Genomic DNA, 17,701 nt, shown 5'->3' on the forward strand with positions numbered 1-17,701 from the left:
CTCCCCACCCCTGCGGCCCCGCCCCCGGAAGCCGTCCTCGTATCGGCCGTTCTCGTATCGGCCGGGCAAGGTCATCACACCGGTGCGCTCCCGTAAAGGGCTTTCGGCGAAGAGGGAGGTGGCGGGCGGCCGCCGCCGGCCCGCTAGTCCGCCACGCCTCCGCGCACCCGCCGGGAGGGCGCGAAGACGTAGAGGTCGAGGACGCCCGGCGGGTCGGCGAGGCCGGGGCCGCCCGCCTCCGTCCAGGCGGCGACGTCCGCGGGGACGTCGGGGTCGTTGCACAGGCCCAGCCAGACCGGACGGCCACCGGCCTCGCGGCCGGCCCGGGACGGCTGGACGACGATGACGTTGGCCTGTTCGCAGACGTCCAGGCAGTCGGTGACGCGCACGGTGGCCGTGCCGTCGAGGGCGCGGCGCAGCTCGCGGAGCTGGGCGGCGTGGTCGACGCCGGGGATCTTGGGGGTGCCGCAGCAGCAGCCGCGGCAGACGGTGACGGTGCAGCGGTCCGCCGCGGGCGCGGCGGCGCCAGCGCGGCGGGGGCGTTTCCCGGCGGGGGCGGTCATGGGGTCCTCCTGGTCATCAGGGTGGGGCGGAGAGGTGGCCGTCGGACGGGAGTGCGGGTCGGGTGCGGGACCGTGGCGCCGTCGGCCGGGACCGGCCCCGTCAGCCCGCGCCGCTCGGACCGTCCGGCGTCTTCCGGGCCCGTGACCGGGCCGAGAGCGGCTGTCGGTCCGGGCGGCGGCCGGGGTGCGGTGACCGTCGCACGGGTCCGGACGGGCGCAGGGGCACCGGCGGTCGAGCGCGACGCGGGGCGGTGAAGGGCCGCCGACCGTTCTCGGTCCCAGAGCGGGCCCGTCACCGGCGCCGGTCTCCCGGCCGCGCGGTGAACGGCCGTCAGTCGGGGGGCGGGGGCAGGGGCCCTTCGCCCTTGCTCACCCGCGCGTCGGAGGACTCCTCCCGGGCCGACGGGACGGCCACGGCCGCCGCCCGTTCACCGGTCCTCGCGGCCCCGGCCGGCTCGCCGGCCACCTCCTGCCAGCGGATCGTCCGGTCGCACCAGCGGTTCAGGAGGACGGGGTCGTGGCCCACCGCCAGCAGGCCGGCGCCGGTCTCCCGGCGGTAGTCCTCGACGACGGCGACCAGAGCGGCCGTCGTGGAGGCGTCGAGCATGGCCGTCATCTCGTCGCAGACCAGCCAGCGCGGCCGGAGCACCAGAGCCCGGGCCAGGCAGGCGCGTTGCAGCTGACCGTCGCTGACCTCGTGCGGGCGGCGGGTGAGCAGGTCGGCGGTGAGGCCGGTGGCGGCGGCGAGTTCGCGGACGCGGTCGGGGGCCTCGGCGCGGCGGCCGGTGGCGCGGAGCGGTTCGGCGATCAGGTCGTGGAGCCGCAGCCGGGGGTCGGCGGACATCCTCGGCTGCTGGAAGACCACGCCGAACGCGGTGCGCTGCTCGCGCGGCGCGCGGTGCCGCCAGCCGCGCGCGGGTTCGCCGTCCAGGATCACCGTGCCGGCGTCGGGGCGGTGCAGCAGCGCCGCGACCCTCGCCAGGGTGGACTTGCCGCAGCCGCTGGGGCCGAGCAGCCCGACCGCCTCGCCCGCGGCCACGGTGAGGGAGGCGTCACGGACGACGGGCCGGCGCGGCTCGTAGCCGGCGGTGACGCGGCGCAGCTCAAGCACGGTCGCTCCTCGGGTGGTGGCAGGCGACGCCGTCCGTGAGCGGCGGGACGGCGGCGCAGGCGTCCGCCGCGCGGGGGCAGCGGGGGGCGAAGGCGCAGCCGGCGGGGAGGCCGCCGAGTTCCGGGGGCATGCCGGGGATGGGCGTGAAGGCGCGTTCGGGCAGGGCGTCGAGCAGGCCGCGGGCGTAGGGGTGGCGAGGGCCGGGGGTGCCGAAGAAGGTCTTGGCGTCGGCGAGTTCGACGATGCGGCCGGCGTACATCACGGCGACGCGGTCGGCGATCCTCTCGGCCGCCGCCAGGTCGTGCGTGATCATCAAGAGCGTGTGGCCCCGGTCGACCTGGGCGCGCAGTTCGTCGACCGTGCGGTCCACGAGCTCGCGGTCGAGTCCGGTCGTCGGCTCGTCGGCGAGCAGCAGCGGGGCGTCGCCGACGAGGGCGAGGGCGGTGGCGGCGCGCTGGGCGAGCCCGCCGGAGAGCTGGTGCGGGTGCCGGTCGAGGTGGTCGGCGGGGAACGCGGCGCGTGCGGCGGCGGCTTCCTCGCCGTCGCGCCGGCCGGCCAGCTCGCGGAGGGTCTCGCGGAGCTGGGAGCGGATGGAGCGGACGGGGGTGAGGTGGGCGGCGGGGCTCTGGGGGACGAGGCCGATGCGGCGGCCTCTGACGGTACGGGCGAGCGTGCGCTCGTCGGCGGCGAGGAGGTCCAGCCGGTCGTCGCCTGCCCGTCCGCCGCTCAGCCAGGCGTGGCCTTCCGTGCGGGCGTTGCCCGGCAGCAGGCCGAGGAGGGCGGAGGCGAGGACGGACTTGCCGCAGCCGCTCTCGCCGATGAGGGCGAGGGATTCGCCGGGGTGGAGGCGGAAGGTGGCGTCGGTGACGGCGGCGATCTCGCGGGCGCCGCGCATGCGGAAGCGGACGGAAAGGTTCTGGACGTCCAAGAGGGGGACGTCCTGCGGAGCTTTGCCCCAGACCCGCCCCTTCCCGTTTCCCGCAGGGGCTGCGCCCCCGCGCGCCCCCGCCTCGTCGCGGCTCCGCCGCTCGGCCTCAAACACCGGCCGGGCTGGCTCCAGGGAGGGGGTTCCCTGCGGAACCGTGCCCCGGCCCTGCCCCTCCCCGTTATCCGCAAGGGCTGCGCCCCCGCGCGCCCCCGCTTCGTCGCGGCTCCGCCGCTCGGCCTCAGAGGCCGGCTGGGCTGATATGCCCCGCTCGTGCGCCCGCCGCTCGGCCGGCTCAGCCCGGCCGGCGTCTGAGGCCGGCCGCGCGGAGCGCGGTTGCGGGGGGCGGGGGACGGCGCCCACGGCCGTCCGGGGGGTACGCGGGGGCTCTCCCCCACGGGAATCGGGTCGGGGCGGGGTGGGGACCATCAAAGCGTCAGCTCCGATCGCCGCCGAGGCGAGAGGCGTTCGCGCCAGGCGGCCGCCAGGCCCGCGACGGCCAGGGTGGGGACGATGATGAACAGGCCGGGGAACAGCGTCGGCCACCAGTCGCCGGCCAGCAGCGAACCCCGCGCCGCCTGCACCATGTTGCCCAGGCTGGCCTGGTGGGTGGGCAGGCCCAGGCCCAGGAACGACAGGGCCGACTCGTGCCAGATCGCGTGCGGGATCATCAGCACGGCGGCCAGTCCGGCCTGCGGCAGGACGCCCGGCAGCAGGTGCCGTACGGCGATCCGCAGCCGCGACGAGCCGCCGGAGACGGCCGCGTCGACGAACGGGCGGGAGCGCAGCGACAGCACCTCGGCGCGGACGATGCGGGCGGTGGACAGCCAGTGGGTGACGGCGATGGACGCGATGACCGGGCCGACGCCGGGGCGGAACATGGCCACCACGAAGATGCCGAGCAGCAGGTGCGGCACGGAGGAGAAGAGGTCGACGACGCGCATGACGACGCGGTCGGCCCAGCCGCCGAGCGCCCCGGCGAGGGCGCCCACGGCCGTGCCGACGACGGTGGCGACGAGCGCGGCGACCGCGCCGACGAGGAGCGAGACCCGCAGCCCGTAGACGGAGCGGAGCAGCAGGTCGCGGCCGACCTCGTCGGTGCCGAAGGGGTGGGCCGTGCTCGGCGCCTGGAGCTTGGACGCCAGGTCGACGGCCTGCTCGTCCAACGGCACGAACAGCGGGACCAGGACGACGGTCAGCACGGTGACGGCGACGAGCGCGGCGCTCACCGCGCCCTTGGGCGGGCGAGGGAGGCGCCGGGCGGGCAGCGCGAGCTCAGCCATCGAAGCCCACCCTCGGGTCGGCCAGCCCGTACAGGACGTCGGACAGCAGGTTCCCGATCAGCACGGCGGCCGTGGCCAGCACGGTGAGCGCGGCGAGCAGCGGGAAGTCGACGCCGGTCGCGGCGTCGACGGTGGCGGAGGCGATGCCCGGCCAGCTGAAGACGGTCTCCACGAGCAGGGCTCCGGTGATCAGTTCGGGGACGCGGGAGCCGATCAGGGTGAGGACCGGCAGCAGTCCGGAACGGAGGGCGTGGCCCAGCAGGACGGTGCGTTCGGAGAGGCCGCGGGCGCGGGCGCCGCGTACGGGGTCCTCGTCGAGCGCGTCGCCGACGCCCTGGCGGACGTACAGCACGAACCACGGGAGCTGGGTGACGGCGAGGACGGCCGCGGGCAGCACCAGGTGGGAGGCGACCTGCCCGGCGGTGACGGTGTCGCTGCCGGTGTCGGTGAGGCCGCCGGCGGGCAGCGCGCCGGTCTTGAGGGCGAAGAACCAGACGGCCAGCAGGCCGAGCCAGAACGGCGGCGCCGCCTCCAGGACATACGCCAGGGAGGTGACGGCCCGGTCGAGGAGGCCGCCGCGGCGCCGGGCGGCGAGCACGCCGAGCGCGGTGCCGGCCAGGACGGCGGCGGCGAAGGCGGTGCCGCAGAGCAGCACGGACCAGCCGATGCGTTCGCCGATGGCCTGGGCGACGGGCTGCCGCAGGGTGGTGGAGACGCCGAGGTCGCCGCCGAGGGCGGCGGTCAGCCAGTCCCACCAGCGGGCGGCGAACGGCCGGTCGGCGCCCAGGTTGTGGCGGAGCTGGTCGAGGACGTCCTGGCCGGTGCCGGGGCCGCCGCCGCCCGCGTAGACCCGGGCGGGGTCGAACGGGGAGGCGGCGGCGACGGCGAAGACGGCGAAGGTCACGACGAGCAGGACGGGGACGGCGGCGAGCAGCCGCCGTCCCGCCATGCGGGCCATCGGCCCCCAGGGCGGGGCCGTCCTGCGGGTCCCGCGGGTGCTCACCGCTTCGGCTGCCAGTCCTCGACGTTCCACCAGGGGCCGGCGCCGAGGCCGTGGTCGTGCGGCTCGACCTGGGTGGTGAGGTCCTTCCAGTTGTCCTTCATCACGTAGAGGTGGTCGACGTGGGTGAGGAAGACGTAGCCGGGGTCGTCGGCGAGGGCGTGCTGGATCTTGTCGTAGGCGGCCTTGCGGACGGTCTTGTCGCCGCTGCGGCGGCCCTCCTCCAGGGCCTTGTCGACCTCGGGGTTCTTGTAGGCGGCCATGTTGTTGAAGCCGTCGAGGGCGAGGGAGGAGTGCAGGAGGTTGTAGAGGTCGAAGTCGGGGTCGGCCGGGTTGCCGCCGCCGGCGAGGACCGCGTCGTCCTTCATGCGCGGCTGGATGACCTCCCAGGTGCCGCTCTGCACCTTCGCCCGGATGCCGATCTTCTTGGCGTCGGAGGCGAAGGCGAGGGCGTGCTCCTGGCGGAGCTTGTCGCCGGCGGGGAACCAGAGGGTGAACTCGGCGCGCCGGCCGTCCTTCTCGCGGATGCCGTCGCCGCCGGGCTTCCAGCCCGCGTCGTCGAGCAGCTTCTTGGCCTTCTCCGGGTCGTACGGGCGCTCGGTGCCCTTGGCGAACCACTCGCTGTCGGTGGGGACGGGCCCGTAGCCGGCCCGGCCCGCGCCCTCCAGCAGGCTCTTGACCATGGCGTCGCGGTCGACGGCGAGGTCGAGGGCGCGGCGGACGGCGGTGTCGCCGGTGACCTTGTTGGCGGTGGGCAGCGTCACGCCGCGGAAGTCGGTGGTCTTCGCGGTGATCGTCGTCTTGCCGTCGTCGCCCTGGAAGCCCTTGACGAGGTTGGGCGGCAGGATGGCGCCGTCGAGGTCGCCGCTGCGCAGCCGGGTGGCCCGGACGTCGTCGTCCTTGATGATGGCCATGGTGAGCTTCTTGACCTTCGGCTCGCCGCCCCAGTAGCCGGGGTTGGCCTTGAAGGTCAGCTTTTCGCCCTTGCTCCAGCCGGTGAGGACGTAGGGGCCGGTGCCGATGGGCTTGGTGTTGAAGGGGCCGGTGTTGACGTCCTGTCCCTTGGCGGCGTGCTCGGGGACGATCGGCAGGACGGTGCGCTCGGCGAAGGGCGCGTAGGGGTACTTGAGGGAGAAGACGACGGTGTCGTCGCCGTGGGCGGTGACCTTGTCGACGGCGGCGAGCTCGCCCTTGTCGGCGTTGTTGGTCTTCTCGTCGAGGATCGTCCGGTAGGTGAAGACGACGTCCTCGGCGGTGAAGGGCTTGCCGTCGCTGAACTTCACGCCGTGCCGGAGCGGGAAGGTGTAGGTGCGGCCGTCGTCGGTGACCTTCGGGAGGGACGCGGCGAGGGCGGGGCGGAGCTTCATGTCCGCGCCGCGGCGCAGCAGGCCGTCGAAGATCTTGGAGTTGCCGTCCTTGCCGTAGCCGAGCAGGGGGCTGAGGGTCTCCGGTTCGTTCGCGAGGCCGACGACGAGGGAGTCCCTGACCCCGCCGGAACCGTTCCCGCCGCCGGGCTTGCCGCAGGCGGCGGCGCCCGTGGCCAGCATGCCCGCCGCGACCATGGCGGCCGTCACCCGTATGGACCGGGCCGTCATGCCCTCCACCCCAGTTCACTTCTCGATTGCTGTTGCGAATACCTCGCAATTAAATCGCACCGCGCGGAGTGGCCATGATCGAGGTGGGAGGGCTGTGTCAGGTGAGCGGGGGCGTCAGCCCGCGGGCCGTCCCGTCGATCCCCGTTCCACCAGCCGGGGCGTCGCGTCCCGGGTGCGGCGGGCCGGGCCGCCGTCCAGCAGGGCGACGAGTTCCTCGGCGGCGCGCCGGCCGAAGGCGGCGGTGTCGCGGGCGAGGGCGGTGAGGGGCGGGTGGGTGCTGCGGCAGAGGACGGAGTCGTCCCAGGCGACGATCGAGAGGTCGGAGGGGACGGCCAGGCCGCGGCGGGCGGCGGCGGCGAGGCCCGCGACGGCCATCACGTCGTTGTCGTAGACGACGGCGGTGGGCGGCCGGGGCGCGGCGAGCAGCCGGTGGGTGGCCTCGGCGCCCTGGGCGTCGGAGTAGTCCGTGGTCACGGAGGTGACGTGCAGGCCGTGGCGCTCGGCGGCCCGGCGCAGGGAGGCGGCGCGGCGCCGGGTGTGGGCGAGCTCCCCGAGGCCCGCGACGTGGGCGACGCGGCGGTGGCCGAGGGCGTCCAGCCGGGCGACGACGGAGTCCATAGCCTCGGCGTCGTCGGCCCAGAGGTTGGAGAGCGCGCCGTCGGGGGCCGGTTCCCAGGCGGGGTCGTCCATCGCGCCGATCACCACGGTGGGCAGGCCGAGCCCGGCGAGCAGGGCGGGCCGGGGGTCGTCGGCGCGCGGGTCGACGACGAGGAGGCCGTCGACGCGGTGCTCGGCCCACCAGCGGCGGTGCACGGCGCACTCGGCGGCCACGTCCTCGACCACCTGGAAGAGCAGGCCGAGCCCGCGCGCGGCGAGCGCCTCCTGGACGCCGGAGACGAGCCGGAGGAAGAACGACTCGACGCCGAGGGTCCTGGCGGGCCGGGCGAGGACGAGGCCGACGGTGGCGGAGCCCTCGCCGGACAGCGCGCGGGCGGCCGTGCTGGGCTGCCAGCCCAACTGCTCGGCGACGCGCCGGACCCGCTCCCTGGTGCCCTCCGAGACGCCCGGGCGGCCGTTGAGCGCGAAGGACACCGCGCTCTCCGACACCCCGGCGCGGCGGGCGATGTCGCGGATGGTCGGGCGGCGGGCCGGCAGGCGGCGCATGGGGTCTCCTCGGACGTCCGGAGCGGGCCCGGCACCGGCCCGGGCACCAACACACTAAAGCGCATTAGTCGTTGACGGAAGTATTGACGTGACTCCCTTTCCGGGTGCACCTTTTGGACCGCCACCTTCCGGCCCGACCGAAGGAGCCCGGTCATGCACCCGTCCCGTGGAGTCGTCCGGAGAACCGTCCGGCCGGCCGTTCCGCTGCTCGCCCTGGCGCTGGCGCTGAGCGCCTGCGGTTCCGACGACGGAGGGGGTGGCGGTTCGGCGGCGGACGGGCGGATCGAGGGCCGGATCTCGTTCCAGACCTGGAACCTCCGGGCCGGTTACAAGGACTACTTCGAGTCCCTGGCGAAGGAATTCGAGAAACAGCATCCCGATGTCACGGTGAAATGGCTGGACCAGCCCGCCGAGCACTACGCGGACAAACTCGGGGCGGACGCCGCCGCCGGCACCCTGCCCGATGTCGTCAACGTCTCCCCCGACCTCTCCTATCCGCTCGCCAAGGCGGGCGTGCTGCTGAATCTCGACAAGGAGCCGGTGGCCGCGAAGTTCCGGGACGAGTACACCGCGGAGGCGTGGCGGGGGAACACCCTGCCGGGGCTGGACGGCTCGTACGCGTTCCCCTGGTACCTCACGACGGGCCCGCTCTTCTACAACAAGTCCCTTTTCCGGGAGTCCGGCCTGGATCCGGAGAAGCCGCCGCGCACCTACGACGAGCTGTTCACCGCGGCGGCGGAGATGTCGCGCCGGTCCGGCGGCCGGACGGCCACCCTGGCGGGCACCCCGGCGATCGAGGACTTCGGCCGGTACGGCGTGCGGCTGATGGACGACGACGCCACCCGGTTCACGTACAACGAGCCCAAGGGCGTCGAGCTGCTGACCCGCTACAAGCGGCTGCACGACGACGGCGGTCTCGATCCGCAGGCGCTGACGAGCACCCCGGAACAGGCGGGCCGGAAATTCCTGGAGCAGAAGGTCGCCATGAATCCGGGCGGCGCCAACGACCTGGCGAACTTCCGCAAGAACGCGCCGAGTCTGTACCGGAACCTCGGAATCACCGACGCCCCGAACAACACCGGGAAGCCGAACATGTACGTCATGGGGCTCGCGGTCAACAAGAACAGCAAGCACAAGGCCGCGGCCATCGCCTTCGCCCATTTCGTGACCGACCGGAGGAACCAGGAGGCGTTCGCGCACCGGGTCGCCGTCTTCCCGAGCACGAAGGGCTCGCTCGACGACCCGTACTGGACGAAGGACGACGGGACGGACGAGGGCCGGGTCCGGGTAGCCTCCGCGAAAGCGCTGAAAGGCGCCGTGAATTACACGCCCGTGGTGATGAGCGACGAGATGAAGACGATTCTGCGGAACGAGGTCGCCAAGGCCCTCCAGGGCAAGAAGTCGCCGAAGGAAGCGCTCGACGACGCGGTGGAGCAGAGCGACCGGCTGCTGCGGCGGAAGTGATCCGGCCATGGCCCGCAGAGACATGGCCCGCGGAGACATGGCCCGCAGAGGCGTCCGCCTCCACCACCCCGCGACCCCCTGGCTGCTCCTGCTGCCCGGGCTCGGCGTCCTCGCCGCGTTCAGCCTCTTCCCGTTCCTGACGACCGTCCACGACGCGTTCACCGACGCCCGGACGCTGGTCCCCGGCCACTGGGTCGGGCTGCGGAACTTCCGGGACATGCTGCACGACGAGCAGTTCTGGGTGGCCCTGCGGAACAGCGCGCTGTACGTGGTCCTCGTCGTCCCGTTCACCGTGCTGCTGCCGCTGCTGCTGGCGCTGCTGGTGCACAAGCGGCTGCCGGGGACGGGCTTCTTCCGGGCCGCGTTCTACACCCCGGTGGTGGCGTCGGTGGTGGCGGTGGCGCTGATCTGGTCCTGGATGCTGGACGACCGGGGGCTGGTCAACGGCATCCTCAAGGTCCTGGGCGGCGGGCCGGTGTCGTTCCTCGGCGACTCCTGGCTGCTGCTGTTCAGCGCGATGGCGCTGACCGTGTGGAAGGGCCTCGGCTACTACATGGTCATCTACCTCGCCGCGCTGGCCAACGTGCCGCGCGAGCTGCACGAGGCCGCGGCGGTCGACGGCGCCGGCCCGCTGCGCCGCTTCGCCAGCGTCACCGTGCCGGCCGTCCGCTCCACGATGGTGCTGGTCGGCGCCCTGTCGTCGGTCTCCGCGTTCAAGGTCTTCTCCGAGGTGTTCCTGCTGGCGGGACCCACCGGCGGGCCGGCCGGCGAGGACACCACGCTCGTGATGCTGGTGCAGCGGACGGGCACCGGGCTCGACGGGCGCGTCGGCTACGCCTCGGCCCTCTCCCTCGTCGTCTTCGTGATCGCGCTGCTGCTGATGCTGCTGGTGCTGCGCGCCGGCCGGGGCGGGGACGCGGCGGACCGTCGGGAGGGGCGCCGGTGACCAGGACGTCGTGGGCGGAGAGGGTGTTCCGCTACGTGCTGCTGCTCGCGGTGCTGGCGCTGACCGTCGGCCCGTTCCTGTGGCAGCTGTCCACCTCGTTCAAGAGCACGGCCGAGGACGTCTACACCTCGCCGCCGCGCTTCCTGCCCGCGCACCCGACCGCGCACAACTACGCCGAGGTGGCGGACATCATCCCGGTATGGGACTACGCCCTGAACTCGCTGAAGGTGGCGGTCGCCAGTGTGTTCACCAACCTGGCCGGGGCGTCGACGGCGGGCTACGCGCTGGCCCGGCTGCGCTTCCGGGGCCGCGGGATCGCGGGACTGGCCTTCGTCGCGGCACTGCTGGTACCGGCGGAGTCCCTGGTCATCGCGCAGTTCACCATGATGCGCGACCTGCACCTGAACAACACCCTCACCGCCGTGGTGCTGCCCGGGGCCGTCGGCGCGCTGAACGTGCTGCTGATGCGGAACGCGTTCGCCGGCATTCCGCGCGAGATCGAGGAGGCGGCGGTCGTCGACGGCGCGAACACCTGGCAGCGGTTCACCCGGATCGCGCTGCCGTCGGTGCGCGGGACGCTCGCCGTCGTCGCGATCTTCGCCTTCATGGGCGCCTGGGACGACTTCCTCTGGCCGCTGATCGTCCTCTCGGACTCCGAGCGCTACACGCTGACCGTCGGCCTGAACTTCCTGCACGGCACCTTCCAGCAGAACCCCCGGCTCGTCGCCGCCGGGACCGTCATCGCGGTGGCCCCGCTCGTCGTGCTGTTCGCCTGCCTCCAGCGGTACTTCTTCCGCGGGACCGGCGAGGGCGCCGTCAAGGGCTGAACCGGCCCCCGACCCCGTTCTCCGGAGAGGAGCTCCATGAGCGTCCGTTTCGGCGTCAACTACACCCCGAGCCGGGGCTGGTTCCACCACTGGCTCGACTTCGACCTCGACGACGTCCGCGCCGACCTGGACGGCGTGGCGTCGCTGGGCCTGGACCACGTCCGGGTCTTCCCGCTCTGGCCGCTGTTCCAGCCCAACCGGACACTGATCCGGCCGCGCGCCGTCGAGCAGCTGGTCCGGCTGGTGGACGCGGCCGGGGAGCGCGGACTCGACGTCGCCGTGGACGGGCTCCAGGGGCACCTGTCGAGCTTCGACTTCCTGCCCTCGTGGGTGACCACCTGGCACCGCAGGAACCTGTTCACCGACCCGGACGTCGTCGACGCCCAGGCCCGCTACCTCGCCGAGCTGGCGGGGGCGCTCGCCGGGCGGTCCCACTTCCTCGGCATGACGGTCGGCAACGAGACCAACCAGTTCGCCGGCGACCCGCACCCCGACCCGGACCGGATCACCACCGCCGAAGCCGGCCACTGGCTGCGCCGGATGACGGAGGCGTGCGAGCAGGCCGCGCCCGGCCGGAGACACCTGCACGCCGCGTACGACGCCGCCTGGTACGACGGCACGCACCCGTTCACGCCCGCGCACGCGGCCCGGATCGGCGCCATGACCGCCGTGCACTCCTGGGTGTTCAACGGCACCGCCCAGCGGCACGGCCCGGACGGCGCGGCGACCGGGCTGCACGCCGCGTACCTGATCGAGCTGTCCAAGGCGTGGGCCGACGATCCGGCGCGCCCGGTCTGGCTCCAGGAGGTCGGGGCGCCCGCGCCGCACGTACCGCCCGCGCGGGCGGCCGAGTTCACGCGTACCACCGTCCGCAACGCGCTGGACTGCCCCGGGCTGTGGGGCGTCACCTGGTGGTGCTCGCACGACGTGGACCGGGCCCTGGCCGACTTCCCGGCGCTGGAGTACGACCTCGGGCTGTTCACCAACGACCGCCGGCTCAAACCGGCGGGCGAGGCGCTGGCCCGGGTCGTACGGGAGTACCGGGAGGGCGCGTACGCCGAACCCGCGCCCCGGCGCACGGCGCTGATCCTGGACGCCGGCGACGTGGAGAGCGCTCCGCTGCGGCCTCTGTGCGCGCCGGGCGGAGCCTTCTTCGAGGCGTGGATGCGGAACGCCGCGAACGGTGTCCGGCCGGCCGTGGTGCTTTCCCAACGGATCGGTGAACCGGGCCACTTGGCGGGCCGGGGCATCAAGGAGACCGTCGCCGTCGACCGGCTCCCCTGACCGCCGCCGGACACCGCCACGGGCCCGGTCCGCCCGCGGACCCGGAGCCGAACGAGGAGGGCGCGATCCCCGGGGCCGGGGCTGTCCCTCCGCATATCCCCTCGGAGGAACATCATGCATGGACCGAACGACCGATCCGGGCCCACCGGATCCGCCCGGCCGACCGTCGGCGCCGGGGCCACCGGATCCGCCCACCCAGCCGTTCCCGGCGCTCCCGCCGGGGCTGCTGGGGCCGCCGACCGATCCGTCCCGCCCACGCCCGCCCACGGACCCGTACCAGCCGGGGCCGACGAACCCGCCCGCCGGTCGGCCCCCGCCGGAACCACCCACCGCGCGCCTGCCGCCGACGGACCCGCACGCCGCGCCGTCCTCGCCGCCGGTTTCGCGACCGCGTTCGCCGCGCCGCTCACCCGGCCGTCGGCGGCACGGGCCGCCGGGCGGGCGGACTCCCCGGGGCGCGGCGCACCGAGCGCCGGTGCGGCGCACGCGCCCCCGGACCTCCAGCCGTACGCCTCCTACTGGTTCCCCGACACCCCGCCCCCCGGAACGCCCCCGCCCGGCGTCGTCTGGCGCGGCCTCGCCCGGTGGAGACCCGAGGACGATCCCGACCTCCCCTTCAACCGCTCGTCCGTCCCGCTCGCCCCGCGCTTCACTCCCCCACCTCGCGACGGCGCCCGGGCCGGGCAGGCCCGGATCAGCGCCCTGGTCTCCTTCGCCCCCACCTCCGGCCACCCGTCCCAGGGCGGGCCGACCGCCGACCACTACGCGTTCACCCACTGGGCCCGCCTCGACGAGCTGGTCTTCTGGGGCGGCTCCTCGGGCGAGGGCCTGATCCTCGCGCCCACCGCGCCCGTCGTGGACGCCGCCCACCGCCACGGTGTGCCCGTCCTGGGCACGGTGTTCCTGCCCCCGGCGGCCTTCGGCGGCCGGCTGGAGTGGACGCGGGACCTGCTGCGCCGGGGGCCGGACGGCGGCTTCCCGCTGGCCGGCCGGCTGGCCGCGGTGGCCCGCGCGTACGGCTTCGACGGCTGGTTCCTCAACGCCGAGACGGAGGGCGGCGACGCCCGGCTCGGTGCGGACATGCGCGACTTCGTGGCACACCTCAGTGCCTCCGGACTCCGCGTCACCTGGTATGACGCGCTGGCGATCTCCGGGGACGTGGCCTGGCAGAACGAGCTGAACGACCGCAACGACGCCTTCTTCCGCGCCGCCAGCACGATGTTCGTCAACTTCGGCTGGACGCGCGGGGGCCTGCGGTCGTCAGGGGAGCGGGCCGAGGCCATGGGCCGGGACCGGTACGAGCTGTGGGCCGGCGTCGATGTGGAGGCGCGCGGCTGGGACACGCCCGTCGACTGGGACGCCGTCCTCCCGCCCGACCGCCCGCACGTCACCTCGCTGGGCCTGTACCGTCCCGAGTGGACCTGGAAGCAGGCGACCGACCGCTCCCCCGCCGCCTTCCACGCCCGCGACGACCGCTTCTGGACCCTCACCGACGGCACCTGGCGCGCCCCCGCCGCGTCCGTCGCCGACCGCTCCACCCTCACCGCCCTCCCCTTCGCCACCGTGTTCAACACCGGCCACGGACTCGGCTGGTACGAGCGGGGGCGGCCCGTGCCGTCCGGCCCCTGGCACCACCTGGGCCTCCAGGACCGGCTGCCCGGCCGCCGCCGGGTCACGTCCGGCCCGGACCCGGCCCCGTCCGTCGGCTACGACTTCGCCGACGCCTGGCACGGCGGCGGCAGCCTGCTGGTCGCCGGCCCGCTCCCGGAGCCCGCGACGGTGGAGCTGTACGCCGCCCGGCTGCCGCTGTCGCCGTCCACGGTCGTCGAGCTGACGTACCGCAGGGACGCGGGGAGCTCGCCCGTGCGGGTGGAGTTCGTCGCGGACGCGGGAGACGGGCGCGCCGGCGTCCTGGCCGCCGGGCGGGCCGGTCCGGCATGGACCACGGTGACCGTCCGGGCCGGCGCGCTGCTGCGGGGCCGCGCCCGGGGCACGCTCCGCACGCTGGGCGTGCGCCTCACCGCGCCGGGCGGCGGGCCGGTGCGCTGGCGGCTGGGCCGGCTGGCCGTCCGGGACGGCGTCCCGAAGCCGCCCGGGCGGCCGGACCGGCCGGAGATCACCGCGGCGGCCGTCCGCCCCGACGGCACGGCGGCCCTCCGCCTGGCCTGGCGCGCGTCCGCCGGGACCGTCCGCCACTACGAACTGCGCCAACGCCTGCCGGGCGGCGGCCTCCGCTTCCTCGGCGGCACCTGTGGGCATGCCTCCTACGTTCCGGAGCTGCGCCGTACGGCCGGCGAGGCGGTCACGTGCGTCGAGGTGCGCGCGGTGGACGAGCTGTACGCCTCCTCGGCCCCCGCCGTCGTCCGGTTCCGCTGGCCGAACCCGAACTCCCGTTGAAGAACCGCCGGTGACGAACTCCCGGTGACGAGCCCCCGGCAACCCGATCGGTAAGGACACTCGATGCACAACGACCGCACGACCACCGAAGACCGCCTGCGGCGGGTGCTGGAGGAGCGCATCCGCCCGGCCGTGTACCCCGAATCGGTGCCGCTGACCGTCGGCGTGTGGCACGCGCCCGGCGAGCCCGTGCCCGTCGCGGAGGGTCTGGCGGCGCCACGCGAGCCCATCGGGCCGGGGGACGCCTGGGGGCCGGCCTGGGCGACGAGCTGGTTCACGGTGACCGGCCGGGTGCCGGCCGCGTGGGCGGGGCGGACCGTCGAGGCGCTGCTGGACCTGGGGTTCGACCCGAACATGACCGGCTTCCAGTGCGAGGGGCTGGTCTACCGGTCGGACGGCTCGCCGGTGAAGGGCCTCAATCCGCGCAACCAGTGGGTGCGGATCGGCGCTCCCGTCACCGGCGGCGAGGAGGTGCGACTGCACATCGAGGCCGCCGCCAACCCGGTGATCCTCGACTACGAGCCGTTCCGCCCGACCGAGCTGGGCGACCTCGCGACGGCCGACCGCCGCCCGCGCTACCGGCTGGCCCGCATGGACCTGGCCGTGTTCGACGCCGTGGTGTGGGAGCTGGTGCACGACCTGGAGGTGCTGGACGGGCTGATGACCGGCCTGTCCGAGGAGTCGCCGCGCCGCTGGGAGGTGCTGCGGGCGGTGGAACGGGCGCTGGACGCCGTGGACCTCCAGGACGTCGGCGGAACGGCCGGCCGCGCCCGCGAGCTGCTGGCCGGCGTCCTGTCGGCCCCGGCACAGGCGTCGGCGCACCGGATCAGCGCGGTCGGGCACGCCCACATCGACTCGGCGTGGCTGTGGCCGCTGCGCGAGACGGTCCGCAAGGTGGCCCGGACCACGTCCAACATGACGGCGCTGCTGGACGAGGAGCCGGACTTCGTCTACGCGATGTCGCAGGCACAGCAGTTCGCGTGGGTGAAGGAGCACCGGCCGGAGGTCTGGGCGCGGGTGAAGAAGGCGGTGGCGGACGGGCGGTTCGTGCCGGTCGGCGGGATGTGGGTGGAGTCGGACACCAACATGCCGGGGTCGGAGGCGCTGGCCCGGCAGTTCACGCACGGGAAGCGGTTCTTCCTGGAGGAGTTCGGGATCGAGACGGAGGAGGTGTGGCTGCCGGACTCCTTCGGATACTCGGCCGCGCTCCCGCAACTGGTGCGACTGTCGGGGTCGAAGTGGTTCCTGACCCAGAAAATCTCCTGGAGCAAGACCAATAAGTTCCCTCACCACACGTTCTGGTGGGAGGGCCTGGACGGCACCCGCGTCTTCACCCACTTCCCGCCCATCGACACCTACAACGCGCAGCTCTCCGGCGAGGAACTGGCGCACGCCGTCCGCAACTTCCGGGAGAAGGGCGGCGCCACCCGCTCCCTCGCCCCGACCGGCTGGGGCGACGGCGGAGGCGGGACGACACGCGAGATGCTGGCGCGGGCCCGGCGGCTCGCGGACCTGGAGGGCTCGGCACGGGTGGTGTTCGAACGGCCGTCGGTGTTCTTCGAGAAGGCGCACGCCGAGTACGCGGCGGACGCGCCGGTGTGGGCCGGCGAGCTGTACCTGGAGCTGCACCGGGCCACGCTCACCAGCCAGGCCCGCACCAAGCAGGGCAACCGCCGGGCCGAGCGGCTGCTGTACGAGGCGGAGCTGTGGTCGGCGACGGCGGCGGTGCGCACCGGTTTCCCGTACCCCTACGAGCGGCTGGACCGGCTCTGGAAGACGGTGCTGCTGCACCAGTTCCACGACATCCTGCCGGGCACGTCGATCGCCTGGGTGCACCGGGAGGCCGCGGCCACCTACGCGGCGGTCGCCGCCGAGCTGGAGTCGCTGATCGCCGACGCGCTGGCGGCGCTCGCCGGGGACGGCTCGGCCGGCCGCACGGTCGTCTTCAACGCCGCGCCGCACGGGCGCGCCTGCGTCCCGGCCCGGTCCGCCAGGCCGGCGGACGAGCTGCCGCGCCCGGTGGCGGCGACGGCCATGTCCCGCGAGGGCGGCGGGTACGTCCTGGAGAACGGTCTGCTGAGGGTGGAGATCGACGCCCGCGGCCTGGTGGTCTCCGTGGTCGATAAAGAGACGCGTCGGGAGACGGTTCCCCCGGGCGCGGCGGCCAACCTCCTCCAACTGCACCAGGACTTCCCGAACATGTGGGACGCCTGGGACGTCGACCGGTTCTACCGGAACACCGTCACCGACCTCACGGACGTGGAGTCGATGGAGCTCACGGACGAGGGCGCGGTCCGGGTGGTCCGCGCGTTCGACTCGTCCCGGGCCGAGCAGCGGATCGCCCTGCCGGCCGGGGTGCGGCGGGTCGACTTCACGACGGAGGTCGACTGGCACGAGACGGAGAAGTTCCTGAAGGCCGCCTTCCCGCTGGACGTGCACGCGGACCGGGTGGCCGCCGAGACCCAGTTCGGTCACCTGTACCGTCCGGCACACACCAACACCAGCTGGGACGCTGCCAAGTTCGAGGCGTGCGCCCACCGCTTCGTGCACGTGGAGGAGCACGGCTGGGGCGTGGCCCTGGTGAACGACTCGACGTACGGCTACGACGTGACGCGCACGGCACGCACCCCCGGAACGACCACCACACTCCGCCTGTCCCTCCTCCGCGCCCCGCGCTTCCCCGACCCCAGGACCGACCAGGGCACGCACCGCTTCGGCTACGCCCTGGTGCCGGGCGCCCGCATCGACGACGCCGTGTGCGAGGGCCACCGCGTCGGCATCCCGGAACGCCGTGTCCCGGGCGACCGGGGGACGCCGTCCCTGGTGCACGTGGACGACGAGGCGGTGGTGGTGTCGGCGGTGAAGCTGGCGGACGACGGGAGCGGCGACGTCGTGGTCCGCGTGTACGAGTCCTTGGGCGGCCGGACCGGGGCGGGTCTCACGTTCTCCTTCCCGGCAGCTTCCGTCCACCGCTGCGACCTGCTGGAACGCCCGCTGGAGGCGGTGGAGTCGAGGGACGGCGCGGTGGAGCTGACGCTACGGCCGTTCGAAATCGTCACGCTGAGAGTGCGACGCGCTAGCCCGTCCGGCGTTTGAGGACAGCGCGCGAAGCGCGCTTTGGGGGCGCGGGGGGCTTGTCCCC

The 17,701-nt window shown here is 74.3% G+C and carries 12 protein-coding genes and 1 pseudogene; 6 read left to right on the forward strand and 7 right to left on the reverse strand.

All coding sequences use genetic code 11. The features are described from left to right. Positions 1-143: 143 nt before the first annotated feature. The 7 genes and pseudogenes from ACH4PU_RS21725 to ACH4PU_RS21755 all read right to left on the reverse strand — a co-directional run bounded on the left by ACH4PU_RS21725 (position 144) and on the right by ACH4PU_RS21755 (position 7,641). The gene (locus tag ACH4PU_RS21725; protein ID WP_398274339.1) at positions 144-563 is read right to left on the reverse strand and encodes a (2Fe-2S) ferredoxin domain-containing protein; all 420 of its coding nucleotides are present in this window, start codon (positions 561-563) and stop codon (positions 144-146) included. Positions 564-1,023: 460 nt separating this feature from the next. Continuing rightward, a pseudogene (locus ACH4PU_RS21730) lies at positions 1,024-1,674 on the reverse strand (ABC transporter ATP-binding protein); the annotation flags it as partial. After that, a complete protein-coding gene (locus tag ACH4PU_RS21735) occupies positions 1,667-2,569 on the reverse strand; it encodes an ABC transporter ATP-binding protein (protein WP_398274708.1) in 903 nt (300 codons plus the stop codon). The gene ACH4PU_RS21735 and the pseudogene ACH4PU_RS21730, both read right to left, overlap by 8 nt. Before the next feature lie 458 nt (positions 2,570-3,027). Beyond that, the gene (locus ACH4PU_RS21740; protein WP_398274342.1) at positions 3,028-3,882 is read right to left on the reverse strand and encodes an ABC transporter permease; all 855 of its coding nucleotides are present in this window, start codon (positions 3,880-3,882) and stop codon (positions 3,028-3,030) included. After that, a complete protein-coding gene (locus ACH4PU_RS21745) occupies positions 3,875-4,840 on the reverse strand; it encodes an ABC transporter permease (RefSeq protein WP_398274711.1) in 966 nt (321 codons plus the stop codon). Before ACH4PU_RS21745 ends, ACH4PU_RS21740 begins: the two co-directional genes overlap by 8 nt. 41 nt (positions 4,841-4,881) lie before the next feature. Further along, entirely contained in the window at positions 4,882-6,477 is a 1,596-nt protein-coding gene (locus ACH4PU_RS21750; RefSeq protein WP_398274345.1) for an ABC transporter substrate-binding protein, read from the reverse strand. Positions 6,478-6,591: 114 nt separating this feature from the next. After that, positions 6,592-7,641 (reverse strand): LacI family DNA-binding transcriptional regulator, encoded by a 1,050-nt coding sequence (locus ACH4PU_RS21755; RefSeq protein ID WP_398274348.1) that lies wholly within the window; start codon positions 7,639-7,641, stop codon positions 6,592-6,594. A 153-nt stretch (positions 7,642-7,794) separates the two neighbouring features. Here ACH4PU_RS21755 and ACH4PU_RS21760 point away from each other — a divergent pair, with 153 nt between their 5' ends. From ACH4PU_RS21760 to ACH4PU_RS21785, 6 genes are all read left to right on the forward strand, one after another. Beyond that, on the forward strand, positions 7,795-9,105 hold the full coding sequence (locus ACH4PU_RS21760) for an ABC transporter substrate-binding protein (protein ID WP_398274351.1): 1,311 nt from the start codon (positions 7,795-7,797) through the stop codon (positions 9,103-9,105). Positions 9,106-9,112: 7 nt separating this feature from the next. Continuing rightward, on the forward strand, positions 9,113-10,051 hold the full coding sequence (locus ACH4PU_RS21765) for a carbohydrate ABC transporter permease (RefSeq protein ID WP_398274355.1): 939 nt from the start codon (positions 9,113-9,115) through the stop codon (positions 10,049-10,051). Continuing rightward, positions 10,048-10,878 (forward strand): carbohydrate ABC transporter permease, encoded by an 831-nt coding sequence (locus tag ACH4PU_RS21770; protein ID WP_398274358.1) that lies wholly within the window; start codon positions 10,048-10,050, stop codon positions 10,876-10,878. Before ACH4PU_RS21765 ends, ACH4PU_RS21770 begins: the two co-directional genes overlap by 4 nt. A gap of 36 nt (positions 10,879-10,914) precedes the next feature. Next, complete coding sequence (locus ACH4PU_RS21775) at positions 10,915-12,162, forward strand: glycosyl hydrolase (protein WP_398274361.1); 1,248 nt, start codon at positions 10,915-10,917, stop codon at positions 12,160-12,162. 114 nt (positions 12,163-12,276) lie between these two features. Further along, on the forward strand, positions 12,277-14,559 hold the full coding sequence (locus tag ACH4PU_RS21780; RefSeq protein WP_398274364.1) for an endo-beta-N-acetylglucosaminidase: 2,283 nt from the start codon (positions 12,277-12,279) through the stop codon (positions 14,557-14,559). A gap of 63 nt (positions 14,560-14,622) precedes the next feature. After that, a complete protein-coding gene (locus ACH4PU_RS21785) occupies positions 14,623-17,655 on the forward strand; it encodes an alpha-mannosidase (RefSeq protein ID WP_398274367.1) in 3,033 nt (1,010 codons plus the stop codon). Positions 17,656-17,701 lie beyond the last annotated feature (46 nt).

Source organism: Streptomyces sp. NPDC021100, assembly GCF_044333095.1.
Taxonomy (GTDB): domain Bacteria; phylum Actinomycetota; class Actinomycetes; order Streptomycetales; family Streptomycetaceae; genus Streptomyces.

Coding starts and splice junctions, on each gene's coding strand:
- ACH4PU_RS21785 (WP_398274367.1), top strand. CDS start 14,623: ATGCACAACGACCGCACGACCACCGAAGACCGCCTGCGGCGGGTGCTG.
- ACH4PU_RS21740 (WP_398274342.1), bottom strand. CDS start 3,882: ATGGCTGAGCTCGCGCTGCCCGCCCGGCGCCTCCCTCGCCCGCCCAAG.
- ACH4PU_RS21780 (WP_398274364.1), top strand. CDS start 12,277: ATGCATGGACCGAACGACCGATCCGGGCCCACCGGATCCGCCCGGCCG.
- ACH4PU_RS21750 (WP_398274345.1), bottom strand. CDS start 6,477: ATGACGGCCCGGTCCATACGGGTGACGGCCGCCATGGTCGCGGCGGGC.
- ACH4PU_RS21765 (WP_398274355.1), top strand. CDS start 9,113: ATGGCCCGCAGAGACATGGCCCGCGGAGACATGGCCCGCAGAGGCGTC.
- ACH4PU_RS21760 (WP_398274351.1), top strand. CDS start 7,795: ATGCACCCGTCCCGTGGAGTCGTCCGGAGAACCGTCCGGCCGGCCGTT.
- ACH4PU_RS21725 (WP_398274339.1), bottom strand. CDS start 563: ATGACCGCCCCCGCCGGGAAACGCCCCCGCCGCGCTGGCGCCGCCGCG.
- ACH4PU_RS21745 (WP_398274711.1), bottom strand. CDS start 4,840: ATGGCCCGCATGGCGGGACGGCGGCTGCTCGCCGCCGTCCCCGTCCTG.
- ACH4PU_RS21755 (WP_398274348.1), bottom strand. CDS start 7,641: ATGCGCCGCCTGCCGGCCCGCCGCCCGACCATCCGCGACATCGCCCGC.
- ACH4PU_RS21735 (WP_398274708.1), bottom strand. CDS start 2,569: ATGCGCGGCGCCCGCGAGATCGCCGCCGTCACCGACGCCACCTTCCGC.
- ACH4PU_RS21775 (WP_398274361.1), top strand. CDS start 10,915: ATGAGCGTCCGTTTCGGCGTCAACTACACCCCGAGCCGGGGCTGGTTC.